This is a genomic window from Gelidimonas diazotrophica (assembly GCF_055694025.1).
In genome coordinates this window covers 2,349,762-2,373,567 of sequence record NZ_CM146349.1, presented here as the reverse complement: position 1 = coordinate 2,373,567, position 23,806 = coordinate 2,349,762, and the positions used below count along the sequence as shown (strand labels likewise).

The 23,806-nt window shown below is 57.2% G+C and carries 21 protein-coding genes, 1 tRNA gene and 1 pseudogene; 5 read left to right on the top strand and 18 right to left on the bottom strand.

Going from position 1 to position 23,806, the window contains the following annotated elements; genetic code table 11:
- The first annotated feature begins 61 nt into the window (after positions 1–61).
- On the top strand, positions 62–313 hold the full coding sequence (locus KGFNPO_RS11010; protein WP_472631325.1) for a hypothetical protein: 252 nt from the start codon (positions 62–64) through the stop codon (positions 311–313).
- Positions 314–605: 292 nt separating this feature from the next.
- Positions 606–1,211, top strand: a complete 606-nt coding sequence (locus KGFNPO_RS11005; protein ID WP_472631324.1) for a c(7)-type cytochrome triheme domain-containing protein — start codon at positions 606–608, stop codon at positions 1,209–1,211.
- A 402-nt stretch (positions 1,212–1,613) separates the two neighbouring features.
- On the opposite strand, the gene KGFNPO_RS11000 is transcribed toward KGFNPO_RS11005, so the two are convergent.
- The 15 genes and pseudogenes from KGFNPO_RS11000 to mutL form a co-directional block, all read right to left on the bottom strand.
- Positions 1,614–2,285, bottom strand: coding sequence for a hypothetical protein (locus tag KGFNPO_RS11000; protein WP_472631323.1), 672 nt, complete (start codon positions 2,283–2,285; stop codon positions 1,614–1,616).
- A gap of 194 nt (positions 2,286–2,479) precedes the next feature.
- A complete protein-coding gene (gene ccmI, locus KGFNPO_RS10995) occupies positions 2,480–3,742 on the bottom strand; it encodes a c-type cytochrome biogenesis protein CcmI (protein WP_472631322.1) in 1,263 nt (420 codons plus the stop codon).
- Entirely contained in the window at positions 3,739–4,221 is a 483-nt protein-coding gene (locus tag KGFNPO_RS10990) for a cytochrome c-type biogenesis protein (RefSeq protein ID WP_472631321.1), read from the bottom strand. The genes ccmI and KGFNPO_RS10990 overlap by 4 nt, the downstream gene beginning before the upstream one ends.
- A complete protein-coding gene (locus KGFNPO_RS10985) occupies positions 4,214–4,741 on the bottom strand; it encodes a DsbE family thiol:disulfide interchange protein (RefSeq protein ID WP_472631320.1) in 528 nt (175 codons plus the stop codon). Before KGFNPO_RS10985 ends, KGFNPO_RS10990 begins: the two co-directional genes overlap by 8 nt.
- 12 nt (positions 4,742–4,753) lie before the next feature.
- The gene (locus tag KGFNPO_RS10980; protein WP_472631319.1) at positions 4,754–6,745 is read right to left on the bottom strand and encodes a heme lyase CcmF/NrfE family subunit; all 1,992 of its coding nucleotides are present in this window, start codon (positions 6,743–6,745) and stop codon (positions 4,754–4,756) included.
- The gene (gene ccmE, locus KGFNPO_RS10975) at positions 6,742–7,227 is read right to left on the bottom strand and encodes a cytochrome c maturation protein CcmE (RefSeq protein ID WP_472631318.1); all 486 of its coding nucleotides are present in this window, start codon (positions 7,225–7,227) and stop codon (positions 6,742–6,744) included. The genes KGFNPO_RS10980 and ccmE overlap by 4 nt, the downstream gene beginning before the upstream one ends.
- Positions 7,224–7,415 carry a heme exporter protein CcmD gene (gene ccmD, locus KGFNPO_RS10970; RefSeq protein WP_472631317.1) on the bottom strand — a complete coding sequence of 64 codons (192 nt, stop codon included), beginning with the start codon at positions 7,413–7,415 and terminating at the stop codon, positions 7,224–7,226. The genes ccmE and ccmD overlap by 4 nt, the downstream gene beginning before the upstream one ends.
- Positions 7,412–8,188, bottom strand: a complete 777-nt coding sequence (gene ccmC / locus KGFNPO_RS10965; protein ID WP_472634454.1) for a heme ABC transporter permease CcmC — start codon at positions 8,186–8,188, stop codon at positions 7,412–7,414. The genes ccmD and ccmC overlap by 4 nt, the downstream gene beginning before the upstream one ends.
- 197 nt (positions 8,189–8,385) lie before the next feature.
- Positions 8,386–9,054 (bottom strand): heme exporter protein CcmB, encoded by a 669-nt coding sequence (gene ccmB / locus KGFNPO_RS10960; RefSeq protein ID WP_472631316.1) that lies wholly within the window; start codon positions 9,052–9,054, stop codon positions 8,386–8,388.
- Positions 9,048–9,683, bottom strand: a complete 636-nt coding sequence (gene ccmA, locus KGFNPO_RS10955; RefSeq protein WP_472631315.1) for a cytochrome c biogenesis heme-transporting ATPase CcmA — start codon at positions 9,681–9,683, stop codon at positions 9,048–9,050. The genes ccmB and ccmA overlap by 7 nt, the downstream gene beginning before the upstream one ends.
- Before the next feature lie 572 nt (positions 9,684–10,255).
- A complete protein-coding gene (locus KGFNPO_RS10950) occupies positions 10,256–12,526 on the bottom strand; it encodes a CHASE domain-containing protein (RefSeq protein ID WP_472631314.1) in 2,271 nt (756 codons plus the stop codon).
- A gap of 228 nt (positions 12,527–12,754) precedes the next feature.
- Positions 12,755–13,538 (bottom strand): annotated as a pseudogene (locus tag KGFNPO_RS10945) (IS5 family transposase).
- Positions 13,539–13,670: 132 nt separating this feature from the next.
- Positions 13,671–13,747 (bottom strand) — tRNA-Met (locus KGFNPO_RS10940).
- Between the two features lie 146 nt (positions 13,748–13,893).
- The gene (gene miaA, locus KGFNPO_RS10935) at positions 13,894–14,847 is read right to left on the bottom strand and encodes a tRNA (adenosine(37)-N6)-dimethylallyltransferase MiaA (protein ID WP_472631313.1); all 954 of its coding nucleotides are present in this window, start codon (positions 14,845–14,847) and stop codon (positions 13,894–13,896) included.
- The gene (gene mutL / locus KGFNPO_RS10930) at positions 14,844–16,715 is read right to left on the bottom strand and encodes a DNA mismatch repair endonuclease MutL (protein ID WP_472631312.1); all 1,872 of its coding nucleotides are present in this window, start codon (positions 16,713–16,715) and stop codon (positions 14,844–14,846) included. Before mutL ends, miaA begins: the two co-directional genes overlap by 4 nt.
- 76 nt (positions 16,716–16,791) lie before the next feature.
- Here mutL and KGFNPO_RS10925 point away from each other — a divergent pair, with 76 nt between their 5' ends.
- Positions 16,792–17,445 carry a VTT domain-containing protein gene (locus KGFNPO_RS10925; protein WP_472631311.1) on the top strand — a complete coding sequence of 218 codons (654 nt, stop codon included), beginning with the start codon at positions 16,792–16,794 and terminating at the stop codon, positions 17,443–17,445.
- Between the two features lie 139 nt (positions 17,446–17,584).
- Here KGFNPO_RS10925 and KGFNPO_RS10920 read toward each other — a convergent pair whose 3' ends face one another.
- Positions 17,585–20,233 (bottom strand): heavy metal translocating P-type ATPase, encoded by a 2,649-nt coding sequence (locus KGFNPO_RS10920; RefSeq protein ID WP_472631310.1) that lies wholly within the window; start codon positions 20,231–20,233, stop codon positions 17,585–17,587.
- A gap of 87 nt (positions 20,234–20,320) precedes the next feature.
- Between KGFNPO_RS10920 and KGFNPO_RS10915 the strand changes: the two genes are divergently transcribed.
- On the top strand, positions 20,321–20,728 hold the full coding sequence (locus KGFNPO_RS10915; RefSeq protein ID WP_472631309.1) for a MerR family transcriptional regulator: 408 nt from the start codon (positions 20,321–20,323) through the stop codon (positions 20,726–20,728).
- A gap of 87 nt (positions 20,729–20,815) precedes the next feature.
- Here the strand turns inward: KGFNPO_RS10915 and KGFNPO_RS10910 are convergent, their stop codons facing one another.
- Both KGFNPO_RS10910 and tsaE read right to left on the bottom strand, forming a co-directional pair.
- Complete coding sequence (locus KGFNPO_RS10910) at positions 20,816–22,162, bottom strand: N-acetylmuramoyl-L-alanine amidase (protein WP_472631308.1); 1,347 nt, start codon at positions 22,160–22,162, stop codon at positions 20,816–20,818.
- Entirely contained in the window at positions 22,126–22,617 is a 492-nt protein-coding gene (tsaE, locus tag KGFNPO_RS10905) for a tRNA (adenosine(37)-N6)-threonylcarbamoyltransferase complex ATPase subunit type 1 TsaE (protein WP_472631307.1), read from the bottom strand. The genes KGFNPO_RS10910 and tsaE overlap by 37 nt, the downstream gene beginning before the upstream one ends.
- A 71-nt stretch (positions 22,618–22,688) precedes the next feature.
- Between tsaE and queG the strand changes: the two genes are divergently transcribed.
- The gene (queG, locus tag KGFNPO_RS10900; RefSeq protein ID WP_472631306.1) at positions 22,689–23,792 is read left to right on the top strand and encodes a tRNA epoxyqueuosine(34) reductase QueG; all 1,104 of its coding nucleotides are present in this window, start codon (positions 22,689–22,691) and stop codon (positions 23,790–23,792) included.
- Positions 23,793–23,806 lie beyond the last annotated feature (14 nt).

Here is a 23,806-nt window from a genome sequence, read left to right as displayed (position 1 = left end):
GCTACACCAACTGGTGTCGGGCCTGCGTGTGGATGACCCCGTTGGTCTTCTTTGGCTTGCCGTGGCTGAACTGGAGCGGCCGTCAGATGGTGTTGTTCGATCTGGTGGCGCGGAAATTTTTATGGGGATCGAACGCAAGATCGAAGGTGGCCGCAGCGCACGGATGCAGCTCGATAAAGAGTCCGGGTCGGTGCGAAAAATTAAAAAAGTGGAGAAGCTCGGCGTGTGGGCGGTGGCCGCGTTTTGGGCCGGGTTTACTCTGGTCGGCTATTTCACGCCGATCCAAGTACTTTGCATGAATTCGCGACAGTGACTATGGGGCTATGGTAATTGCTCTGGATTTCATTCTATGGCTTTCTAACATACGGCGGGCTGGATGCATGAGTACATAGGCCGCACCATTTGTCCATATGCTTGCGTCCAGAGTGCCAGGTTCGACCGGGATACACTAGCAATATTGTACCGGCCTGATTGGATAGCCAATTTGTAGCGAATCCTTTATATCATGTACATCGCAAATTCTCCACGCCACAATTGATCCACAGATGCTGCTGCTGAAGCCTTAAAATAAGTTCTCTCTGTTTTCTTGCCTGATGTGTTCGATTATGCATAATTTACGTCCATTTTTACGTCCATTTATCGTCTTGTTGTATACGGTTTTTTCTTTAGCGTTGCCGGTCAACATCGGACTGGTTTCTTCTGCCTTGGCGGTGGGGGTTCAGCAAAAAGTGGAACGACTGCCGAAGACGCGCTCGACCGAGGAGCAACTTGACCAGAACAAGTTTTACGATGTCAACAATCCGGATTATTATAAGTTGCAAAAGGCCAACGAGGCGCTGGCGGGTTTCCCGCTGGACAATAAGGGTAACGTTGATTGGATGAAAGCCCTGCGTAGCGGTGCCATTAATCCGCGTGCTGACTTGTCCAGTGTAAAACCGATGAAAGTTCTTGATCTGGATGTCATCATGAAAAATACCAAGGACATGCCATATGTCAAGTTTCCGCATAATTCGCACACCCAGTGGCTGGCGTGTTCAAACTGTCACGACAAAATTTTCGTTTCCAAAACCGGCGCCAATCCGATCAGCATGAACAAAATATTCCAGGGACAGTATTGCGGGGTGTGCCATGACAGGGTGTCTTTCATCACTTTTTTCTCTTGTGAGCGCTGTCACAGCGTTCCCCATGGGGATATCAAGTCCTGGTGGTAGTCATTCCGCTTCTAAATCAATCGTGAACGCGAAGGCGAAGCGCAGCTAGTTCACATGTACGGCAAGTGAAGCAGACAAAGTGCACGGTTGATTTAGAAACGGAATCAGTTTTTGATTGCTTGGTTACTTCAAGCACTTCGTCTATTGCCCTTGGCTTGCACTGAGCATTGAGCGAAATGATGCCGCGCACCCGAAACCGAAAATTTCCAAACGCGTGACCAACTGATGCTTGGTTTTAAACTCTATCATTCAGCAAAAAACATCCTCGCTGGCAATGAACTCGGGTACATGATCCTCAAAGGCCACCGAAATCGCTCATCCAGAACTTACTTTGCGTTGGTGAATGCGACGGAACTGCTTTTCCTGTCCCACCTGCGGCGGGACAGGTGCGGGTGGTACAGATTAAGCTGGACGGAAACCCTTTGCGAGCTTGAAGAAATTGTCGCGTTGCGCAGATACGGTTTTACTCGGGCCGTACATCTGCAAGGTGATCCGGCCGATAGATGTCTCCACCATTGCAATCAGGAGAGTTTGATCCGGCTTGGCATCGCCTGTCGGTCCCATTCCAGTGTCTCGCGCATAGGCTCCATGTAATTCCACTAGGGTGACCTCAGTGTCGCCACTTTTCCCTGTACTTATTTTTGGTGCCACAGGCTTGCCGTCTGCACTGGCAAACTGCGAAGTCCAGCGCTCAATGTTCGCCTCATGGCTGCCGCCTTGACCGTTCGGAAAAAAATAGGCGGCAACTTCGCCAGCGTCAGATCCTACGGCGGGAGGCAAGTCAAACTGGGCAACACGCATGGTGCTGCTCGGTTCCGATGGCGTCCAGATGGAAGGAACATGGGAGGCAAAACCCTGAATTACCAGTTGATCCGATTTTGGGAGTGGTGCTGCAACTGCTGCAGGCACAGTTGCATGTGGGGCGGCGGGTGTTGGCTGAGCATTGCTGTCTTGTGGGGCGGCGGGTGTTGGCTGAGCATTGCTGTCTACGACGGGAAGGTTGGTCTGTCCGCAGGCAGTCAGAATAAGCGAGCTAGCAGCGATGGCCAGTGCGGCCATGATATGCGAGTTCATAGGATAAGGACCTTTGATAGTGTAGGTGAATAGGTGTGGGTGAAATTTTTTGCGTCTGCCACATTATAAAATTCAAGCATCAGGGTTGCAGCTGGCTTCCGCATTTTCTCGTTCGACAGTAGCATGTTGCCTCAACTAGTCTTCTGGATATCCGGGGCAACACACCAAACAAACCACAAGTAGTCTGCCATCTGTTATTTGCGTTGCGAATTAATCTGAATCTTCAGACCTTTCGTGCCGGGACGGACTGGCTCGGTCATACCCTCGAAGTCCCCAGAACTCGGTGTTGCACTACCCGACTTCGAAATGCGCGCGCCAACCACTACCATCGGAAAGCTCGACAGCTTGGCATTGGGAGCCATGCTCATGTTGTCATCAAGCACAAAGCTCACCGGCAAATCTTTCACTTGCTTGCGCAGGGCTGCCAATGGGAAACGCGGGCCATCGGCTGCGCGGGCGAAGATGAAAACAGTGTCGGTATCAGCAACCTTGGAGCGTAGTGCAGCGTCAAGCTCGACGGTCCCTGCCACTTCGGCTGCCGGCGCATCTTGCGTCGTTGCCATGGGCAGGCTGGATGCAGCCGCCACCGGTGCTTGCGCGGTGGCCGGTTCGCCTGCCAGTCCTTGCGCCTCGCCAATGCTACTCATGGTCGAGCGTGCGATGTCGGACTCTGGCGACACTAGCAGCAGGATTTTTTTCCATTGCATCACTGCACCTTGATAGTCACGCCGCTCGAATACAGCACTGCCGGACAAGGCAAGTGCCTTAATATTTTTCGGGTCGGCTACCAATGCACGGGCGATCAGTTTTTCCGGTTCGCCTTGTAGGCTCTTGTTTGAAGACATCGCCAACGTGTCGGCGTAATCGGCCAGCAGACCCGCGTTGCCGGGGATCAGTTGCACCAGACGCGCATACGCATTGGCGGCTTCACCGAACTGGCCCATTGCATTGTAAGAGCGCGCCAGCATGCTCCAACCTTCAGCATCATCGGGATTATTCTGGAGGCGCTGCGCGAGCCCAGCAACCATGCTCACGATCTGTTCTTCGGTCACCGCATGCGCTTGATCCTTCGGTGCTGTAACCTGTGTCGGATTGAGTCCTGCGGGCGAGCCGAGCAAGAAATACAGTGAAATGGCGACGACTGGTACTGCCAGGCCGACCACCACTACAGTCCAGCGTTTGTCGGCTGTGGAATCGTTGCTCGCCACGCCGGGCTGCACGTCTTCGGCCACGCGTCTTTCCAGTTCCTTCCTTGCGCTTTCATATGCCGGCGCATTGATGATGCTTGCCGCCAGATCGGCATCGAGCTCGCGCAACTCGTCGCGCAGCACTGTTAGATTGACTTCATCGCGTAGCGCGTGCCGGTTCGCGACAGCATCTTTACGCAGCAGCGTCGGCAAAATGAAAAGCAAGGCACCCGCCATCAACAGGACAGCGAGAATCGAAAAAACGGTCATTTTGTATCCTTAATATAGGTGGTGGCACGCAACAGTTCCGCGGCACGCTGTATCTCTGCTTCCGGCAATGCGTCAATGTGCAGACGGCGCCGACGCAACTTCAGGCCGAGGAAAACAATGCCGCCGATCAGCAACAGAAAAGGCCCGAACCACAGCAGCCAGGTGGTGGGCTTGAGCGGTGGCCGATACAGCACGAAATCGCCGTAGCGCTGCACCATGTAGTCGATCACATCCTGGTCCGATCTGCCTTTCTGGAGCATTTCACGCACCTGGTTTCTCAGGTCGATCGCCAGCTCGGCGTTCGAGTCGGCGATGGTCTGATTCTGGCACACCAGGCAGCGCAGCTCTTTGGCTAGCGCCATGACATGCTTTTCCAGTGCGGGGTTGGCCGCCACCGGTTGTGCTTCATTGGCATGGGCGAGTGCAGTTGATAGCGCAATCGATAGAAAAAGCATGCAACTAAGCAATAATCTACGCACGATTCAACTCTTTGATCAAAGGTAAAAGTTTGTCAGTGATGACTTCGGGTGTCAGCGGCCCAATATGTTTCATGCGGATCACGCCGTGCTTGTCAATGACGAAGGTTTCCGGAACGCCATAGACGCCGTAATTGATGCCGACCCTGCCGTCTGCATCGAATGCGGACAACTGATAGGGATTGCCGAACTGACGCAGCCAGCCGGTACCATCTGCACGCTTGTCCTTGTAGTTGAGGCCGATGATTGGCACCACGCCCTGCTTGGCTAAATCCATCAGCACCGGATGCTCCTGGCGGCACGACACGCACCACGATGCCCAGATATTGAGCAGCCAGACTTGTCCGGTCATATCTTGTGGCGAGATGGTCTGGCTGGGTTCATGCAGTTGCGTCAATTTGAACGCTGGCGCCGATTTTCCAATAAAAGGCGAAGGTATTTCGCGTGGATTCAAACGCAGCCCGATGCCGAGAAATAGCACCAGCGTGATGAATATGCCGAGCGGTAAAAGAAATCGTTTCATGATCCGGCACCCTTATACCGCGTTAATTGGATGGCCGCCGACTGCTTCTTGCGCCGCCTGTTGCCGCTTGCGCGAAGCCATGCGATAGCGGCGGTCGGATGCAGCCAGAAAGCCGCCGAAAGCGATGATCAGGCAGCCGCCCCAGATCCAGCCGACAAAGGGCTTGTGCTGCACGCGCACTACCCAGGTGTCCTGACTCGTGGCTTCGCCCAGCGATACGTAGAGATCGCGCGTAAAGCCCCGGTCTATCGCTGCCTCGGTCATCGGCATATTTTGCACCGTGTAGTGCCGCTTCTCCGGCACCATCGTCGCGATCTTCGTGTCGCCGCTGGTGACTTCGAAGGTTCCGCGCGCCGCGATGTAGTTAGGGCCCTTGATTTCCTGCAGATCAGTGAAGCGGAAGGTGTAGCCACCGACACTGGTGGTGTCGCCGACGCGCATGCTGACGTCGTTGGCGCTGTCCATGCCTTTGACCAGCGTCACGCCGACCACAAACACGCCGATACCGGCATGTGCGGCCAGCATGCCCCAGTAGCTGCGTGGCTGGCTGGCAATTCGTTGCCACAGCGCGGTGCCGGCCGGCGCATGGCGCAGGCGCTGCAGCAGCTGGGACGCGGTGCCAATAAAGATCCAGACCGCCAACGTGACACCAACCACCACCATCAGTGATGGCGCAAACATCAACGTCGCCGCCGCCGCAAACAGTCCCGTGCCCAGCGCGATCCAGCGCAAACGGTGCAACACTTCCTTGAAGGACGCGTCTTTCCAGCGCACGAACGGCCCGACCGCGAGCAGCAGCAGGATCGGGATCATCAACGGCACAAATACCGCTTCGAAATACGGCGGGCCGACCGAGATTTTGCCTAGATCGAGCGCATCTAAGAACAGCGGATACAGCGTGCCCAGCAATACTGTGCCGGCTGCAGCCAGGAACAATACGTTATTGACCAGCAGCATGGATTCACGTGAGAACAGACTGAATTTTCCGCCCAGGCCGACCTTCGGCGCGCGCCATGCATACAGCAGCAGCGAGCCGCCAATCACGATCGCGAGGAACACCAGGATGAACAGGCCGCGGCGCGGATCGGTCGCGAATGCGTGCACCGAGGTCAGTACGCCGGAACGCACCAGGAAGGTTCCGAGCAGCGACAGCGAGAACGCAATGATGGCAAGCAGCACGGTCCAGTTCTTGAAGCTGCCGCGTTTTTCGGTGACGGCCAGCGAATGGATCAGCGCGGTGCCGACCAGCCACGGCATGAAGGAAGCGTTTTCCACTGCGTCCCAAAACCACCAGCCGCCCCAGCCGAGTTCATAGTAGGCCCAGAAGCTGCCCATGAAAATGCCGAGGGTCAGGAACATCCACGCCACCAGCGTCCATGGTCGCGACCAGCGCGCCCATGCAGCATCGAGCTGACCACCCATCAATGCGGCAATCGCAAACGAGAATGCGACCGAGAAGCCGACATAGCCCATGTACAGCAGCGGCGGATGAATGATCATGCCGAAATCCTGCAGCAACGGATTCAGGTCACGTCCATCAGGGGCGCCCGGCAACAGACGGTCGAATGGATTGGAGGTAAACAGCATGAAGCACAGGAAACCGACGCTGATCAATCCCATCACGCCCAGTACCCGTGCGACAGTTTCATCAGGCAATTGACGGCTCAATAGAGCAACTGCGAAGGTCCACAATGCCAGCATCCAGGCCCACAGCAGCAACGATCCTTCGTGGCCGCCCCAGGTGCCGGCGATGCGGTAATACACCGGCAACATCGAATTCGAATTGGATGCGACATAGGTCACCGAAAAATCGTTGGTGACAAACGCATAGATCAGGCATGCAAATGCGATCGAGATGAAGACGAACTGTCCGGCTGCCGCCGGCCGCGCCAGCGTCATCCAGCGCGCATTACCGCGAAATGATCCGGCGATCGGAAGAATGCCTTGGACCAACGCCAGACTCAGCGCCAGCATTAACGAGAAATTACCGAGTTCAGGAATCATTTGGCACCCTTGGTCTGGTTGCCGCCGGCGACGCCAGTGGCACTGATGGCTTGGTTGGCTTCTTTGCCTTTTTTCATTGCGTAAGCGGCGTCCGGCGGCATGTAGTTTTCATCATGCTTGGCCAGCACTTCATCGGCCAGGAACAGCTTGTCGTTGCCAAGCTTGCCCTGCGCAACCACGCCTTTTCCTTCCTTGAACAAGTCGGGCAGACTACCGCGATAGTGGACACGGACGCGCTGCACATTGTCGGTCACGACGAAAGCCACGGTCACGCCGTCTGGCTGTCGTTTCAGGCTGCCCTGTTCGACCATGCCGCCCATGCGGAAGCTACTGCCATGCGGTGCTTCGCCGGCCACGATCTGGGTCGGCGTGAAGAAGAACACGAGGTTCTTCTGGAACGCCGACAGCACCAGCCAGGCTGCCAGGCCCAGCGTGGCCAGCCCGGCGCCGATCAAAATCAGGCGTTTATGCCTTGGTTTCATTGTTTGCTCCTTGTGTGCGACGCAGTGGATGCGCGCGCGTCGTTCAATTGTGCGCGGATCGATTTGGCGCGCTGCGTCAGGAACATGACTTCACCGGCCATCAAACCGAAGACGACGATAAACGAGCCCCACACGTATAGCGCGTAACCGCCCATCGTGAAAAAATCGCTCCAGCTTTCCCAGTTCATTGTTGCACCTCCGTGATGTGCTTGACCCACTCGGTGTGCCGTTCGCGTTCCAGCACGATGCAGCGCACGCGCAACAACGTGATTGCAATGGTGTACGCCCAGAACGCCAGCGCCATCAGCAGCATGCCCAACAGCATGGTCAGTGCCATGGTCGGTGCGCTCTTTAAGTTGATCGACGAGCCCTGGTGTAGCGTATTCCACCATTGCACAGAAAAATAAATGATCGGGACATTGATGACGCCGACCAGGGCGAGTACGGCGCCGGCCCGGTCGGCGCGCCGCGGTTCGTCGATCGATGCCTGTAGCGCCATGAAGCCAACGTAGAGAAACAGCAGGATCAACTCGGACGTCAGGCGTGCATCCCAGACCCACCAGGCGCCCCAGGTCGGCTTGCCCCACAGCGCTCCGGTCCACAATGCGAGAAAGGTGAACATGGCGCCGGTGGGCGCCAGCGCGCTGGCCATCATTGATGACAGGCGCGTGTTGAACGCCAGGCCGATGGCGGCCCAGAATGCCATCGCCATATAAATCAGCATCGACATCCATGCGGCCGGTACGTGCAGGAAGATGATGCGGTAGGCGTCGCCCTGTTGGTGATCGGTCGGCGCGAGTAAAAAGCCAGCGTACAGACCGATCACGCCAAGGATCACAGCAAGGGCGACAAACCAGGGGATCAGCTTTCCCGCAATCGGGAAAAAAGTCTGCGGCGACGCGTATTTGAACCAGCGAATGCGGCTCGACTCTCCGCTATCGGAAAGAAGGTTGTTGGAGATAGACACCGGTGGTAATGCTCCCAAAATTATGGTCCGGGCGGCTAGGCGGTGGTGCTAGTAAGCCGGGAAATTAAACTTCTCGAAAATGAGAAAGAGCCACATGCTGTTCTACTGCCGTACGCCCGGCATGGCCTAAATAAACGCCATCGCGTAGCGATCCGGATATAGCTTCTCGGTAGAGCAATTACTGTGCCACGTCACTCGAGAGAAATGCGCAGCGCTGCAGCCGTGGCCCATGGCGCCAGCGCTGCCGCGCCTGCCAGTACGCCTCCCAGCAACAGCAGATGCGCGCTGCCGCCGAGTCCACTGGCTTCGGCACCCACTGCGCCGGCGCCGAAGATCAGAACCGGGATATATAGTGGCAGTACCAGCAGCGATACCAGTACGCCGCCGCCGCGTACTCCGAGTGTCAGTGCTGCGCCGATCGCACCGATCAGGCTCAATACCGGCGTCCCGATCAGCAGGCTGAAAAACAGTACCGCAACCGACTCGCGCGGCAGGTCGAACTGTACCGCGAGCAAGGGTGCCAGCAATACTAGGGGCAGGCCCGAGACCAGCCAATGCGCAATGACCTTCCCGATCACGATCACTGTGAGCGGTTCGGCTGACAGCAGCATTTGCTCCAGCGTCCCGTCCGCATAATCCAGCGCAAACAAGCGCCCAAGCGCCAGCATCGACGCCAGCAGTGCGGCCACCCAGAGAATGCCCGGCGCCATGGTGCGTAGCAGCGCTGGCTCCGGCCCGACACCCAATGGAAATAGTGTAGCCACAATGACAAAAAAGAATAAGGTGGTCAGCACGTCAGAGCGGCGCCGAAACGCCAGCAGCAGGTCGCGCCGGATCACGCAGTTGAGTGCTTTCAGCATGAGGTATCCCGGCTCAGGTCGAGACGCAGCAGGCGTTGCGCGCTAAGATCGATTTCCTGATGCGTTGTATAAATAACCATGCCGCCATGCGCAAGATGCTGGTTCAGCGTGCCGCGCAGTTCCGTGACCGCGTTCTGGTCGAGTGCCGTAAACGGCTCGTCGAGAATCCACAACGACTTCTTCATGCCGAGCCGCAACCGCGCCAACGCGACACGTTTGCGTTGACCTTGCGATAAGGCCCGGGTCGGCAGATCGGCGGCCCGTGCCAAACCGAACTGTTCGAGTGCTGCGTAGGCCTGGTCGCGACTGACCGGATTACCTGATAGGGTTGAAGCGACGACCACGTTTTCCCACGCGGCCAGATCGTCTTTCACGCCGTTTGCATGGCCGAGATAGATCAGCTGGCTACCAAATTCCTCACGCACCGCGCGTATGTTGCGGCCGTTCCAGCGCACTTCTCCTGCTGCCGGGAACGCCAGGCCGCACAGCATGCGCAACAGGCTGGTTTTGCCGCTGCCATTGGTGCCTGCGACATGCATTGCGTCGCCTGCACTGATGTCGAAATTGATGTCATTGAATAGCTGTCGCTCGCCGCGCGTGCAAGCAAGCTGATACACCTGCAAAGTCATTTGCTACCTCCCTTGGCGCAGGATGGTACAGCATGATTCATGCGTGCAGGCGAAAAGGAAGGGAGCCGCGTGGCATTGTTATATGAATATTCAGAAGACGTGTTGAGCATCATGCTACTGGCCATTAAGAAAATAGATCGATGTGCATATCGATCTATTTCTTTGAAAATTCTGCAGGGTTACGTCCAACGAACTCGCGCGGGCGTCGCACCGGCCTTAGCCGTAGCTAGGGCCGCAAAATGTTTTGACTGAAAACGCGTTTATGCCGTGCTTGGTGATTCAGTGAATGACCATGTGCGTTTCTTGTCGTTTTCAATGCTCGGCGGCAGTACGATAAATTCGTCGCTACCGATGCGCGTCGCGGTATCGGATTCGCGGAAGCAACACTCATGCGCACAACCACTTCCTTCAACGGCTAGTCGCCGAGGTTTTGTCCTAGCCGATCACTGACCGGCTTGAATTTATCGAGAATCGAAGAACATCAGCGCCATTCGTGTGGTGTTTTGCCGCGACTTGACCAGCGCCTGCGGCAACCGGACGTTCAGTTCAGCAGTGCCGGTTCGAAAAATCGGTCAAGATTTAGAAATAGGCGAGATGACGGACCCGTTCCGCGCTTTCTTGCGTTCCGTGATATCGCGTATCGCGGCAAACAGCAGTGGCTTGCCGCCGATGACGATCCCAGCCGCATGGACCTCGACGTCAAACACCGTGCCGTCGCGGCGTCGGTAGCGGGTTTCGTACAGGATGTTCTTGTCTAGCGGTTGGCCGAATTTCACCTGTAGTTCCTCCGCAGACCATTGCGCTTCCCACTGCGCCAAGGTCATGCCGCGCATGGCTTGCTCCGTGTAGCCGAGCATGCTGCAAAATGCATCATTGACCAGCACGACTCTGCCATCCAGGTCGAGCACGTGGATACCATCGCTGGCGCTGCGCAACAACATCGCGTTCATGGCGCTTTCGTCAGCCAGAGCCTGCTGCACCTTTTTGCGTGCAATGATGTCATGAAATGCCACCACCGAGCCTATCGTCTGCCGCCCCCGCATGATCGGTCTGGCGTTGACGAATACCGGCAGCATACTGCCATCCTTGCGCCAGAACGCTTCGTCATGCGAACTATACGGAAGGCCGGAATCGAGTACGCGTCTCACTTCGCATTCTTGCGCTGGATACGGGGTGCCATCGGCGCGCGAGTGATGAAGCATGTCATGGCCATTCTGGCCGAGCAGCGCCGACTCTGACCAGCCTAGCAATCTCTGCGCCTCGGGGTTGCAGAAGGTAATCATCCCACTGTCGTCGGTCACGAACACGCCTTCACCAATGGTCGCGGTAATCTCGTGCAAGTGCGCTTCGCTTTCCAGCAACGCCTGTTCGGCCCTCTTGCGGGCGCTAATGTCGTGCACGATTGAGTACAACAAGACCTTGCCCTGATAGGCCAGCGGGCCGCTAAAGACCTCGACGTCGCGGATATCACCATTCTTCAGCCGGTGATGCCACTCCATGTGAATTCTTTTGCCTTCACTTACCTGATGCATCGCTTTCATGATGTGTTCGCGCGTGGCGAGGTTGATCTCGGCGATATTCATGGTGCGCAGTTGTTCCTGCGAATAACCCGTGAATGCCGCTGCCGCGGCATTGGCATCGACGATGCGGCCAGTGTCCGGCTCCACCAGGTAAGCGATCGAGGTGTTGTCTTGGAACATTTGCCGGTAACGCGTTTCGCGTTCGATCAGTTCCCGGTTCATCACCCGCGCCGCTTGCAGTGCGCGTTCCTTGCCGTTGGTCAGTAAAAGTGTGAGCAGGGTCAGCAGCAGGCTGATGCCGACGCCGGAATAGGCGACGATGCGCGGCGACTCGCGGTCCAGTTGGGCGTCGAAGCCGGGCAATGAGCGTATCTGTATGGTCCAGCTGTGGTTGGCAATCCGGATGCGCTGGATGGACTTGAACATGCCGGCGCCCGGTTTGCCGTCGACGTAGTCATGATCCTGGTCATACATCAGGGTGCCGGGCGACATGTGTTCACCGTCGAATAGCGCGATATCGAGCTTGGCAGCTTGTTCGCCATGCAAGCCATCCATCAGATCGTTCATGCGAAATGGCGCAGAAATCCAGCCAATGATGCTGGCGCGGCGCTCAGTGATGCTGTGGTGTGGGGCGCCAAATTTGAAGATGGGCAGATACATCAGGAACCCGGCTTGCACATTTCTATCGATTTCCTGGACCAGCGTCACCTTGCTGGTAATGACCGGCAGGTCAAGATCGCGCGCCTGCTCCATGGCAGTGCGGCGTACCGCTTGAGAGTAGGGGTCGTGGCCGAAGGCGCGCAGGTTTATGCCGGAAAACGGCTCGATGTAGATGACGGGGGTATAGATATCGCGCTCGCCGCCGGGATGGATCGCATAAGCTGGGAACCCTTCGCTGCGGATGGCAGCGATGTGGCGCTCTCTTTGCTCTTTCGGCACGATCTGAGCAAACGACAGCGCCTGAATGCCGGGATATTTTTCATCGAGGCGCAGCTTTTTGACGAAATGCCGGAATTCATCGCGGTTCATGAAATCGGCATGGGACATGAAGCCCTCTGCGCTGTGCAATACCTGCTCATAGGCAGCCATCCGCTGCTCGATCCGGGTGCTCGCTTCGCGCACGCTGAAATCGAAACTCGATTGCATTTCGTGCCGCGCATGTCCCGCGCTGCTGCGCCATAACTGGTAAGTAACGGCCAGGCTGGCGGCCAGTACCAGCACCGCCAGCAGATGGTATTTGCGAAGCCACTTTAATATCCGAGCCAGAAACGGGGACGCGGGCGACGCAGAAACAGGTGTTTGGGGCGGGATACATTCGGTCATCGAAGGAATCTGTACTTTCTGCAAGGGTGAGGATGCAATCTGTGATCTGAAGTGTAATGCCGGGGAGGGGTGTAGACGAAATGAAAAACTTGCCAAAAGTAATTATTTGCTCACACTGAATCTAACCGTCGCCACGTTCTCTTCTGATTTATACACAACAATGTCGATGACAAAAACACGCTAGTCGCCGATTAGACGCTGCATGCATTGAACAGTCCTAGGACCTGCTCAAGATCTTCTTAAAAATAAAACAAGAAAAGCTAAAGATACGAATTGAAGACTGGTACTTAGCTTTTTCACGCAGTTTTTTCATAGTCGTCACCATTTTTCCAGCCAGGCAAAAGAATGCTCTACACCCCAGCGCTTGGGTATAACGACAAAAGTATGCAGCTTGGCCACCTCTACTGAGGCACCCAGAATTTTGTGCGTCTCATCGGCAAATGGACGACCTGTATAGCCGCCATCAACAAGCATATTGACGACTTCCGATAAAGCGCCTTTATGCAGCCTGAACGCAGTCAATGCGCTTTTTCGATCCGTCACCACTGCCGTGGTAACCGTCATAGCATGCGGCACACCCTGTGTATCGACCGCAATATGGCGCTTGATGCCCGAGACCTTTTTACCCGCGTCATACCTTTTGCATTCCGCGCTGTCCGTATTTTTCACGCTCTGCGCATCAACGATGCAAAATGTGGTCTTCTCGTTGCGCCCATGGTTGACGCGAATCGCTCCAACCTGATTTTTTCAATGCCTGCTCCAGCAAGCTTAATTCCTCTTCCTATAGCTTGGCATTCCACTGGCAGAAATACGAATATACCGTACTCCATTTAGGAAAATCACTTGGCAGCATGCACCACCGACAACCGCTTTTCAGCACATATAGAACCCCACAAAACACCTCGTACAAATCCACTTGCCGTGGCTTGGTCTTCTTCCTTGCGCCTTCCAGCAACTCGCGAATTACTTCGCACTGCACTCGATTTATATCACTTGGGTAGACTCGTCTCATTCATGCACTTTACGACGGAATAATCCTTTTTTGGCAAAAAGATCTTGAACAGGTTTTAAAACAAAAAACCCGCATCAGCACTAGGCTAGAGGCGGGTTTTTGTGCGTTACTGGACTTCTTGAAACGTGTTCGTGGTGGTGATAGGTGGACTTGAACCACCGACCCCAGCATTATGAGTGCTGTGCTCTAACCAACTGAGCTATATCACCATTAGTTTATGTGGCTTATTGTATAAAACCACACTATTCAGGCCAAATAACCTGCCTGAACAACTAAGCCCTGCATTATGACCAGCCACTTTTTCTCTGTCAAGAAAATTGTCTGCCTTGGCCTGAATCTGCAGGGTACTTGGTTTTCAAATTGCCTGGTATTGATTGATGTGCAGCAATGCCTGATCGATTGCGTCCGGACTGAGGCAGTCCAGCGAAATGCGCTGCGGCATTGCGCGCAACCACGTTAGTTGGCGTTTGGCGAGCTGGCGGGTGGCGATAATGCCTTTTCCGCGCAGGGTAGGCAGGTCGTATTGTCCATCTAGATATTCCCACGCTTGGCGATAGCCGACGCAGCGGATGGAGGGCAGGCCGAGGTGCAGATCGCCGCGTGCGCGCAGGGTTGCCACTTCGTCAAGCAGATTGTGGCCGGGGCCGCCTTGCAACATGGCGTCGAAGCGGGTTTCGATGCGCTGGTGCAGCACGCTCCGGTCCGACGGTTCCAGCGCCAGCGATAGCAGGGTGAAAGGCAATTCTGTTTTGGGGCGCAACGCCAGTAGTTGCGACATCGGTTGGCCGGTCAGCGCAATGATTTCCAGTGCGCGCTGGATGCGTTGCGCGTCATTGGGTTTGAGCCGTGCTGCAGTCGTCGGATCAAGCTGCGCCAGTCTGGCGTGCATGGCGGGAGTGCCGATTTTGGCGGCTTCGAGATCGAGTTGTGCGCGCAGGGCAGGGTCGGCGGCGGGCAGAATGTCCAGCCCATCCATCAGCGCCTTGAAATACATCATGGTGCCGCCTACTAGCAATGGCAACTTGCCACGGGCACGGATTTCTGCGCTCAGTCGCAGTGCATCCTTGCAGAATTGCGCGGCGGAATAGGCGTCCAGCGGGTCGATGATGTCGATCAGGTGGTGCGGCGCGGCGGCTAGTTCGGCTGCGTTTGGCTTGGCGGTGCCGATGTCCATGCCGCGATAGACCAAGGCGGAATCGACCGAGATGATTTCGGATGGTATCCGGCGCGCAATTTCCAGCGCCATCGCAGTTTTGCCAGAAGCGGTGGGGCCCATGATGGCGACAGCCAGTGGTTTAGTGAGTTTCATTGTCCGCGTAGAAATAATTTGTCGAGGTCAGCGAGCGCTAACTGTACCCACGTCGGGCGGCCGTGGTTGCATTGGTCTGCGCGTTCGGTGGCTTCCATCTGGCGCAGCAGCGCGTTCATTTCCGGCACGGTCAGCGAACGGTTGGCGCGCACTGCGGTATGGCAAGCCAGCGTGCCGAGCAGCGCATTGCGCCGTTCGATCAACACCCGCGAACCGCCGAATTCGCGGATGTCGCGCAGTACGTCGCGCGCCAGGCTTTGCGCATCGGCGTTTTTCAGCAGCGCCGGCACGGCGCGCACCGCCAGCGTGGTGGGCGATACCGCGCTGATGTCGAAACCGAGCGATTCCAGGATGGCGCGGCTTTCTGCAGCGGTGCCGACTTCCACTGCATCGGCGTAAAAGGTGACGGGAATCAGCAGCGCCTGTACCTGCATCGCATCCGCGTCCAGCGCGTTTTTGAGTTGCTCGTACAGGATGCGTTCATGCGCGGCGTGCATGTCCACCAGCACCAATCCCTGGTTGTTTTGCGCCAGGATGAAAACCCCATGCAACTGCGCCAACGCGAAGCCGAGCGGATGCTCATAGTCGTCGTTATCGGCGTCGTCCGGCAAGGCCTGCATTGGTTGCGGGGCGATAGCCGGGGGCAACGATTCCGGTGCCGCTGCGGCGAATAGCGCGCCGTAACTGGCGGTCGATTGCGCGACACCGAAACCGGAATTTGCCCGGCTGAATTGTGGTGGTGCAGCATCAGAACGCAACTGAGCGCCAAACGTGGTTTGTTGCTGCTCGCGCATCCACGGCATTGCGCCTGAAGGCGATGCCAGTGGTGCCGGTGCGGTGCCGAATGCGGTGGCCGAGGTTTGCGCCAGCGCGCGCTGCACGACGTGGAACACGAACTGGTGCACTGCGCGGCTGTCGCGAAAGCGCACTTCGATCTTCGACGGATGGACATTCACATCGACCAGCGCCGGGTTGAGTTCCAGCGCCAGCACGTAGGATGGGTAGCGGTCGCCGTGCAGCACGTCCTGATAGGCGGCGCGCACGGCATGGGTAAGCAGTTTGTCGCGCACGAAGCGGCCGTTGACGTAGAAATATTGCGCGTCAGCGCGGGCCTTGGCAGCGGTCGGAAGGCCGGCGAAACCGTGCAGGCGCAAGCCGCTTGCTGCGTCGCCAGCGGATTCATCCAGCGCCAGTCGGGCCGTGGCGAAGTTGTCGCCCAGGATATGCGCGCTGCGTTGCGCCACCTCGGTCGCGTTCCAGTGGTCGATGGTCTTGCCGTTGTGCGACAGCGAAAAAGAGACGTCCGGCCGCGCCAGCGCGATGCGGCGCACCACTTCGGCGCAATGGCCGAATTCGGTCTGTTCGGTCTTCAAAAATTTGCGCCGTGCCGGGGTATTGAAATACAAGTCTTGCACATCGATGGTAGTGCCGGGCGCGCCCGAGGCGGGCGCTGTGCTGCTGGCAGATGTGCCGGAAATTTCCCATGCATGGGCGGCATCCAAGGTGCGCGAAGTCAGCGTCAGTTGCGCCACCGAAGCAATCGATGCCAGCGCTTCGCCCCGAAAACCCAAGGTGGCGACGTTTTCCAGATCGTGCAGCGAGGTAATCTTGGAAGTTGCATGACGCGCCAGCGCCAGCGGCATTTGCTCCGGCGCGATGCCGCGTCCGTTGTCGGTGATGGCGATACGCTTGACGCCGCCTTGTTCCAGCCGCACGGTGATGTGGGTGGCCCCGGCGTCGAGCGCATTTTCAAGCAATTCCTTGACCACCGCAGACGGCCGCTCCACCACTTCGCCGGCGGCGATTTGGGAGATCAATTGGTCGGATAAAGCCTGGATTGGGCGGTGTGGGTCGAGCGGAGCATTCATAAGGCAGATTATAGCTGGGGTGCTAGTGTATTATTTCGCACGCCCAATTGATGGCTAATTGAACATTAGGAGAAGTATGGAATTCATGCAATTTTTCGACATGATCTTGCATGTCGACAAGACGCTCGGTCATTTGCTGGAAAACTACGGGGCCATGGTGTACGCGGTGTTGTTTGTGATTGTGTTTGCCGAAACCGGGCTGGTGGTATTTCCGTTTTTGCCGGGCGATACGCTGCTGTTCATCGGCGGCGCTTTCTGCGCCACCGGCGCGATGGATGTCTGGTTGCTGGTCAGCATATTGCTAGCCGCAGCGGTTGGCGGCAATACGCTCAATTACTGGATCGGCTCCGCCATCGGCCAGAAAGTGTTTACCCACGATTACAAGTGGATCGACAAGAAGGCGTTGCACAGGACGCACATGTTTTTTGAAAAACACGGAGGCAAGACCATCATCCTGTGCCGTTTCGTGCCGATTGTGCGTACTTTTGCACCGTTTGTGGCCGGGGTGTCGAAGATGACATTCAGCAAATTTCAGCTGTTCAATGTGACCGGCGCGCTGCTGTGGGTGGGCGGACTGGTTGCTGCCGGATATTTTTTCGGCAATATCCCGATCATTCGCGATCACCTGAACACCATCGTCTTAATCGGTGTGGCCGCTGCGGTGGTGCCGCTGATGCTGGGCGGGTTGTGGAAGTTTTATCGGAAAGTGACTGGAAAGTCGCCGGCCTGAGATGCTTTGTCATGCTCCGGGTTATTGGAATTTACCGGGGTATGCCAAAAAAAATACCAGTTACCGCATGTATATATGCGGTAACTTGAAATACATAAAGCAGTATGTTATTCCGTAAGGATGTGCCTGTAAAACCCGCTCACAGCGTCGTTTTGCGCAGCCGCAACGCGTTGGCAATCACCGATACCGAGCTAAAACTCATTGCTGCGCTGGCGATCATCGGGCTGAGTACGATGCCGAACCAGGGAAATAGCGCGCCGGCGGCAATCGGCACCCCGACAAAGTTGTAGATGAAAGCGAAGAACAGGTTTTGCCGGATGTTCTTCATCGTGTGCTGGCTCAGCAGCCGGGCCTTGGCGATGCCGCGCAAGTCGCCCTTGACCAGCACCACATGGGCGCTGTTCATGGCGATATCGGTGCCGGTGCCCATCGCGATGCCGACATCGGCCAGCGCCAGCGCCGGCGCATCGTTGACGCCGTCGCCGGCCATGGCAACGATGCGGCCCTGTTTTTTCAGTTCCTCGATCAGCTTGAATTTATCCTGCGGCAATACTTCCGCCTTGACTTCATCCAGCCCGAGTTGGCGGCCGACCGCCTCTGCGGTGGCGGCGTTGTCGCCGGTGAGCATGATGATCCGCAAGCCCGAAGCGCGCAGCAAATGCAGCGCTTCCGCGGTGCTGGCCTTGATCGGATCGGCCACGCTGATCAAACCTTTGATCCGGTTTGCGCTGGCGATAAACATCACCGTTTGACCTTGTGCGCGCAATGTCTGCGCGCTATCGCGCAGCGCGCTGGTGTCTGCTCCGGCATCGTCCATCAGGCGCTGGTTGCCGAGCGAAATCAGGACTCCGTCGATGTGACCTTGCACGCCTTTGCCGGTGACTGAGTTGAACTGTTCGACCGCTGGCAGTGACGCGTTCTGTTCTTGTGCATAATCGACGATTGCTTGCGCCAGCGGATGCTCGCTGAGTTTTTCCAGTGCGGCCGCTGCGGCCAGAACCTCGGCTTGGCTGAAACCGTCGGCGGCGATCACGCTTTGGACTTTCGGTTTGCCTTCGGTCAGGGTGCCGGTTTTATCGACCACCAGCGTATCGACTTTTTCCAGCCGTTCGAGCGCTTCGGCATTCTTGATCAGGATGCCTTCGCCGGCACCGCGGCCGATCCCGACCATGATTGAAATCGGTGTCGCCAGCCCCAGCGCGCAAGGGCAAGCAATGATCAGGACCGATACCGCAGCGACCAGCCCGTACGCCATCGCCGGCGCTGGGCCGAGCCAAGTCCATAGTAGAAAACTGAGTACCGACGAGGCCATCACCGCCGGCACGAACCAACCGGAAACCCGGTCGGCCAATTTTTGGATCGGTGCGCGCGAGCGGCTGGCCTGATTGACCATTTGCACGATTTGCGACAACAGCGTGTCGGCGCCGACTTTTTGCGCTTGCAGCAGGAAGGTGCCGGTCTGATTGACGGTGCCGGCGCTGGCTTGGCTGCCGATTGTTTTAGTGACTGCCATTGGTTCGCCGGTGATCATGGATTCATCGACATTCGAGTGGCCGTTGGTCACTTTTCCATCGACCGGTACTTTGTCGCCCGGTTTGACGCGCAGGATGTCGCCGACCTGCACCTGATCCAGATGGACTTCTTCCTCGCTGCCATCGGGTTTGACCCGCAGCGCGGTATTCGGCGCCAGCGCCAGCAGCGCACGGATAGCGCCATTGGTGCGCGAACGGGCGCGCAACTCCAGCACCTGACCCAGCAGCACCAGCGTGATGATGACCGCCGAAGCTTCGAAATACAGCGGCGCCATGCCGTTCATCTTGAACGCTTCCGGCAACGCTTCGGGAAACAGCAGTGCGATCACGCTGAACAGGAAGGCGGCCGAGGTGCCCAGTCCAATCAAGCTGAACATGTTGAGATTCCAGCTCCGGAACGAGTCAAACCCACGCTGGAACAGCGGCCAACCGGCCCACAACACTACCGGCGTAGCCAGCACGGCCTGCAGCCAGCCGAAAGCGTTCATGCCGATCCGGTGCCCGATATCTGCGCCGGGGATCATGTCGCCCATCGTCATCAGCAGCAAGGGCAGCGACAGCGCGGCGCTGATTTTCAGGCGGCGCGTCATGTCGTCAAGTTCGCTGGTGTCCTCTTCGATGCTGGCTTCCATCGGTTCCAGCGCCATGCCGCATTTGGGGCAGGTGCCGGGGCCGACTTGCTGTATCTCAAGATGCATCGGGCAGGTGTAGATCGCATCTGCGGCGGCCGGCGTCGTTCTCGGTTTGGCTGGCGTCATCGGTTTGGGTGGATGCGCCAGAATCCCTTCGGGATCGGCCTTGAATTTGGCGACGCAGGAAGTGCTGCAGAAATAATAGGTGACGCCGTTGAAAGTCGCCGATTTATCCGGATTGGCAGCGGCCTTCATGCCGCAGACTGGGTCGGTGTAAGGCTTGTCTATGGCTGGCGCAGGTGCTATCGGCACTAACACTCCTGCCGGCACGGTTGCTGCCACCGAAATTTTCAACAGCTTGGCAGACTGCACATACGCCAGCGGCTCAGCGTTGAATTTTTCGACGCAGGAAGTGCTGCAAAAATAATAAATCTTGCCCTGATACATCGCCTTTTTAGCAGGATCGGCCGCCACTGTCATGCCGCAGACCGGATCGGTGTATTGCCGCATGGCGTTGCCACTGCTGCTGTCGGTCATGGTCGATTGCGCGTGTGCGCCGCCGCAGCATTGCGCTGCGGCCGGAATCGAACTTGGTGCCGGTGCGGAATCTTGTCGCTGTTTCATCGCTGCTCCTTGAAATGTTGATGGTCTGGTCGTAGTATGGACCCCGTACCCAACAACAGAGTCAAGCCCATTTTGAGGACAAAATCCATGCAAGTAGAAAATTTGACGATAGGACGCCTGGCGCGTGCCGCCGGAGTCGGGGTGGAGACGGTGCGCTACTACCAGCGCCGCCAGTTGTTGCCGCTGCCGGTTGCGCAAGACAGTGCGTTTCGGATCTATCCTGTGGCGTTGATTGATCGCATCCGCTTCATCAAACGTTCGCAGGAATTGGGGTTTTCGCTGGATGAAATCGAGGCATTGCTGCAACTGGAAGACGGCAGCGACCGGGCGGCGATTCGCGAACTGGCGGCCGACAAGTTGCAGCATATCCGCGCCAAGATCGCCGATCTGGCGCGCATGGAGAGCGCCTTGCACCACTTGATCCATCAATGCGCGGCGACCGATCAGGCTAAGCCTTGTCCGATCATCGCAGCGCTGGCGGGGTCGACATGCTGAGCAAAGTAGGATGGGTGCAAGCCATCATGTTTGTTGTTTAGATACATGATGGGTTGCACCCATCCTACGAAACTCTTGGTAACCGGATCAGGTCATCCGGTTCTTCGACAGCGGTGGATTTTTCGCAAAGTATTTCTTGATGCCATTCATTATCGCGTCGGCCATCTGATCCTGATAGGCGTTATCGGTAAGTTTGGCTTCTTCTTCGGGGTTCGAAATGAAGGCGGTCTCGATCAGCACCGATGGAATGTCGGGTGCTTTGAGCACCGCAAAACCGGCTTGCTCGACGGAGCCTTTGTGCAGCCGGTTGATGCCGCCGATCTCGCCCAGAATCGCTTTTCCCAGCTTCATGCTGTCATTGATCTGCGCGGTGGTGGACAGGTCGAGCAGCACGCTGGCCAGCTGCCGGTCATGGTTCTTGATGTTTACGCCGCCGATCAGGTCGGCCGCGTTTTCCTTGTTGGCCAGCCAGCGCGCGGAAGTTGAAGAAGCGCCTTTTTCCGAGAGCGCGAACACCGACGAGCCGCGCGCGGTCGGCAGCACAAAGGCGTCGGCATGGATCGACATGAACAGATCGGCCTGCACCCGGCGCGCCTTTTGCACCCGCACATGCAGCGGCACGAAGTAATCGGCGTCGCGAGTTAGCATCACGCGCATATTGGGTTGTTGTTCGATCTTTGCTTTCAGGCGCTTGGCAATCGCCAGCACAATATTTTTTTCGTAACTGCCGCCGCGACCGACCGCACCGGGGTCTTCGCCACCATGGCCGGGGTCGATTGCGATGGTGATCATGCGCGTCATGGCTGGCGCATTACCGCTGCGGTACTCGGGTTTCGGCTCGATTTTGGCAAGCGGCGGTTCGGGCTTGATCTGCGGCAGAGTATCGATGGTTGCCGTCGGGTTGTCGAAAGGCCGGTCGACCGGCCGCTCGCCTGATTCGATCAGGGCGGCAATCGGGTCATATTCGCGGGTCGGATACAGATCGAATACCAGCCGGTGCTGGTATTCGCCGACCGGCGCCAGGGTAAATACTTGCGGCCGGACTTCCGTTTTCAGATCGAACACTAGCCGCACCACGTTTGGACGGTTTTGCCCGACTCGTACCTGGCTGATGTAGGGATCGTTGGACTGAATCTTGGCGATCAGTTCCTTCAGGGTTGGATTGAGCTCCAGCCCTTCGATATCGACCACCAGCCGGTTTGGATTTTGCACCAGAAAATGGCTGGCTTTCAGGTCACTGTCGTTTTCCAGCGTGACGCGGGTGTATTCGTCCGACGGCCAGACCCGCACTGCGACGATTTGCGCGGCAAATGAAAGCGACGGTGCGATCAGGGATAGCAGCAGTGTGCTGCCGGCTTTAAGGACGATGCGGCGGGTTGCCGCTGTGCTGCCAGGTTTCATAAATTGGGTGCGAAGTGCAGGCGGTCGAGGCATTGTGACCCTTTGGCTGACAAGGCCTGTAATTCTACATCACGCCCCAGTCCTGCCACAGTCAGAAATATGCTGATATCGGGCGGAGGAAGTACTGTATCGGCTTTTTCCGGCCATTCGACGATGCAGATATTGCGCTCGTTAAACGCTTCCCGAAAACCGGCATCGAGAAATTCTTCCGCAGACTGCATCCGGTACAAGTCAAAATGGATCAAATGTACCGCCTCGTCGTCGATGTGGATGGTATAGGGCTCGGCCAGCGTATAGGTCGGGCTCTTGACGTGGCCGGCGTAACCGGCCGCATGTAAAAGGGCTCGGGTCAGCGCGGTCTTGCCGGTCCCAAGCTCGCCGTGCAGATAAATGGTCAAGCCCGGCGCCAGCGCGCGCGCCAGTGCTGCGCCCAGTGCGACGGTGCCGGCTTCGTCATGTAGATGGATCTGGTGGTGGAGTTGCTGCATCTCGTAAAATGGTTTCTCTTGTATTGGCTTAGGCTGGGTTGAACGATGTTTAAACCTGGAGGTTTATGAATATGACTGAGAATGATAATTTACTCGCACTGGCGCTGCGTATCAAGGCGTGGGGGCGTGAACTCGGGTTTTCCGAGGTGCGTATTGCCGATATTGATCTGGCGCATGCCGAAGCCGGCTTGCAGGCCTGGCTCGATAAGGGCTTTCATGGCGAGATGGGGTATATGGCCGCGCACGGCATGAAGCGCGCCCGGCCGGCGGAACTGGTGCCCGGTACCGCGCGCGTGATCACGCTGCGCATGCCGTATTTACCACAGTCGGCATCCGGATGGCGCGACAAGGAAGCAGCGCGCCAGAGCCAGCCGGCGGCGGCGAAGATCTCGATCTATGCGCGCGGACGCGACTATCACAAGGTGTTGCGCGGGCGCTTGCAGCAGTTGGCCGATCGCATCAAAACCGAAGTGGGCGAATTCGGCTATCGCGTGTTTACCGATTCGGCCCCGGTGCTGGAGGTCGAACTGGCGCAGAAATCCGGTCTCGGCTGGCGCGGCAAACATACGCTGCTGCTGAGTCGGGACGCCGGTTCGATGTTTTTTCTGGGCGAATTGTTTACCGATTTGCCGTTGCCGGTGGATGCGCCGATCATGCCCCATTGCGGCGCTTGCAGCGCCTGCATCGACATCTGCCCGACGCAGGCGATAGTCGCGCCGTATCAGGTCGATGCCCGGCGCTGTATTTCTTATCTGACGATTGAACTCAAGGGCAGCATCCCGGTGGAATTGCGCGGGTTGATCGGCAACCGCGTGTACGGCTGCGACGATTGCCAGTTGGTGTGTCCGTGGAACAAGTTTGCACAACAGGCCACGGTTCCCGATTTCGAGGTGCGCAATGGACTCGATGACGCGATGCTGGTCGATCTGTTCGGCTGGAGCGAAGAGCAATTCAATCGCAATCTGGAAGGCAGTCCGATCCGCCGCATCGGCCATGAATGCTGGCTGCGCAATTTGGCGGTGGGCCTGGGCAATGCGGCCGGATGCGGCGTCGATACTGCAGCCATGGTGGCAGCGCTCAAGGCGCGGCTGGAGCATCCGAGCGCGATGGTGCGCGAACATGTGATCTGGGCGCTGGAACAGCATGGCGCACCCTACACCGCTGCGGCTGAATAATTGCGATTTTCGTA

Coding starts and splice junctions, on each gene's coding strand:
- KGFNPO_RS11005 (WP_472631324.1), top strand. CDS start 606: ATGCATAATTTACGTCCATTTTTACGTCCATTTATCGTCTTGTTGTAT.
- KGFNPO_RS11000 (WP_472631323.1), bottom strand. CDS start 2,285: ATGAACTCGCATATCATGGCCGCACTGGCCATCGCTGCTAGCTCGCTT.
- ccmI (WP_472631322.1), bottom strand. CDS start 3,742: ATGACCGTTTTTTCGATTCTCGCTGTCCTGTTGATGGCGGGTGCCTTG.
- KGFNPO_RS10985 (WP_472631320.1), bottom strand. CDS start 4,741: ATGAAACGATTTCTTTTACCGCTCGGCATATTCATCACGCTGGTGCTA.
- KGFNPO_RS10980 (WP_472631319.1), bottom strand. CDS start 6,745: ATGATTCCTGAACTCGGTAATTTCTCGTTAATGCTGGCGCTGAGTCTG.
- ccmE (WP_472631318.1), bottom strand. CDS start 7,227: ATGAAACCAAGGCATAAACGCCTGATTTTGATCGGCGCCGGGCTGGCC.
- ccmD (WP_472631317.1), bottom strand. CDS start 7,415: ATGAACTGGGAAAGCTGGAGCGATTTTTTCACGATGGGCGGTTACGCG.
- ccmB (WP_472631316.1), bottom strand. CDS start 9,054: ATGCTGAAAGCACTCAACTGCGTGATCCGGCGCGACCTGCTGCTGGCG.
- ccmA (WP_472631315.1), bottom strand. CDS start 9,683: ATGACTTTGCAGGTGTATCAGCTTGCTTGCACGCGCGGCGAGCGACAG.
- KGFNPO_RS10950 (WP_472631314.1), bottom strand. CDS start 12,526: ATGACCGAATGTATCCCGCCCCAAACACCTGTTTCTGCGTCGCCCGCG.
- miaA (WP_472631313.1), bottom strand. CDS start 14,847: ATGAAACTCACTAAACCACTGGCTGTCGCCATCATGGGCCCCACCGCT.
- mutL (WP_472631312.1), bottom strand. CDS start 16,715: ATGAATGCTCCGCTCGACCCACACCGCCCAATCCAGGCTTTATCCGAC.
- KGFNPO_RS10925 (WP_472631311.1), top strand. CDS start 16,792: ATGGAATTCATGCAATTTTTCGACATGATCTTGCATGTCGACAAGACG.
- KGFNPO_RS10920 (WP_472631310.1), bottom strand. CDS start 20,233: ATGAAACAGCGACAAGATTCCGCACCGGCACCAAGTTCGATTCCGGCC.
- KGFNPO_RS10915 (WP_472631309.1), top strand. CDS start 20,321: ATGCAAGTAGAAAATTTGACGATAGGACGCCTGGCGCGTGCCGCCGGA.
- KGFNPO_RS10910 (WP_472631308.1), bottom strand. CDS start 22,162: ATGCCTCGACCGCCTGCACTTCGCACCCAATTTATGAAACCTGGCAGC.
- tsaE (WP_472631307.1), bottom strand. CDS start 22,617: ATGCAGCAACTCCACCACCAGATCCATCTACATGACGAAGCCGGCACC.
- queG (WP_472631306.1), top strand. CDS start 22,689: ATGACTGAGAATGATAATTTACTCGCACTGGCGCTGCGTATCAAGGCG.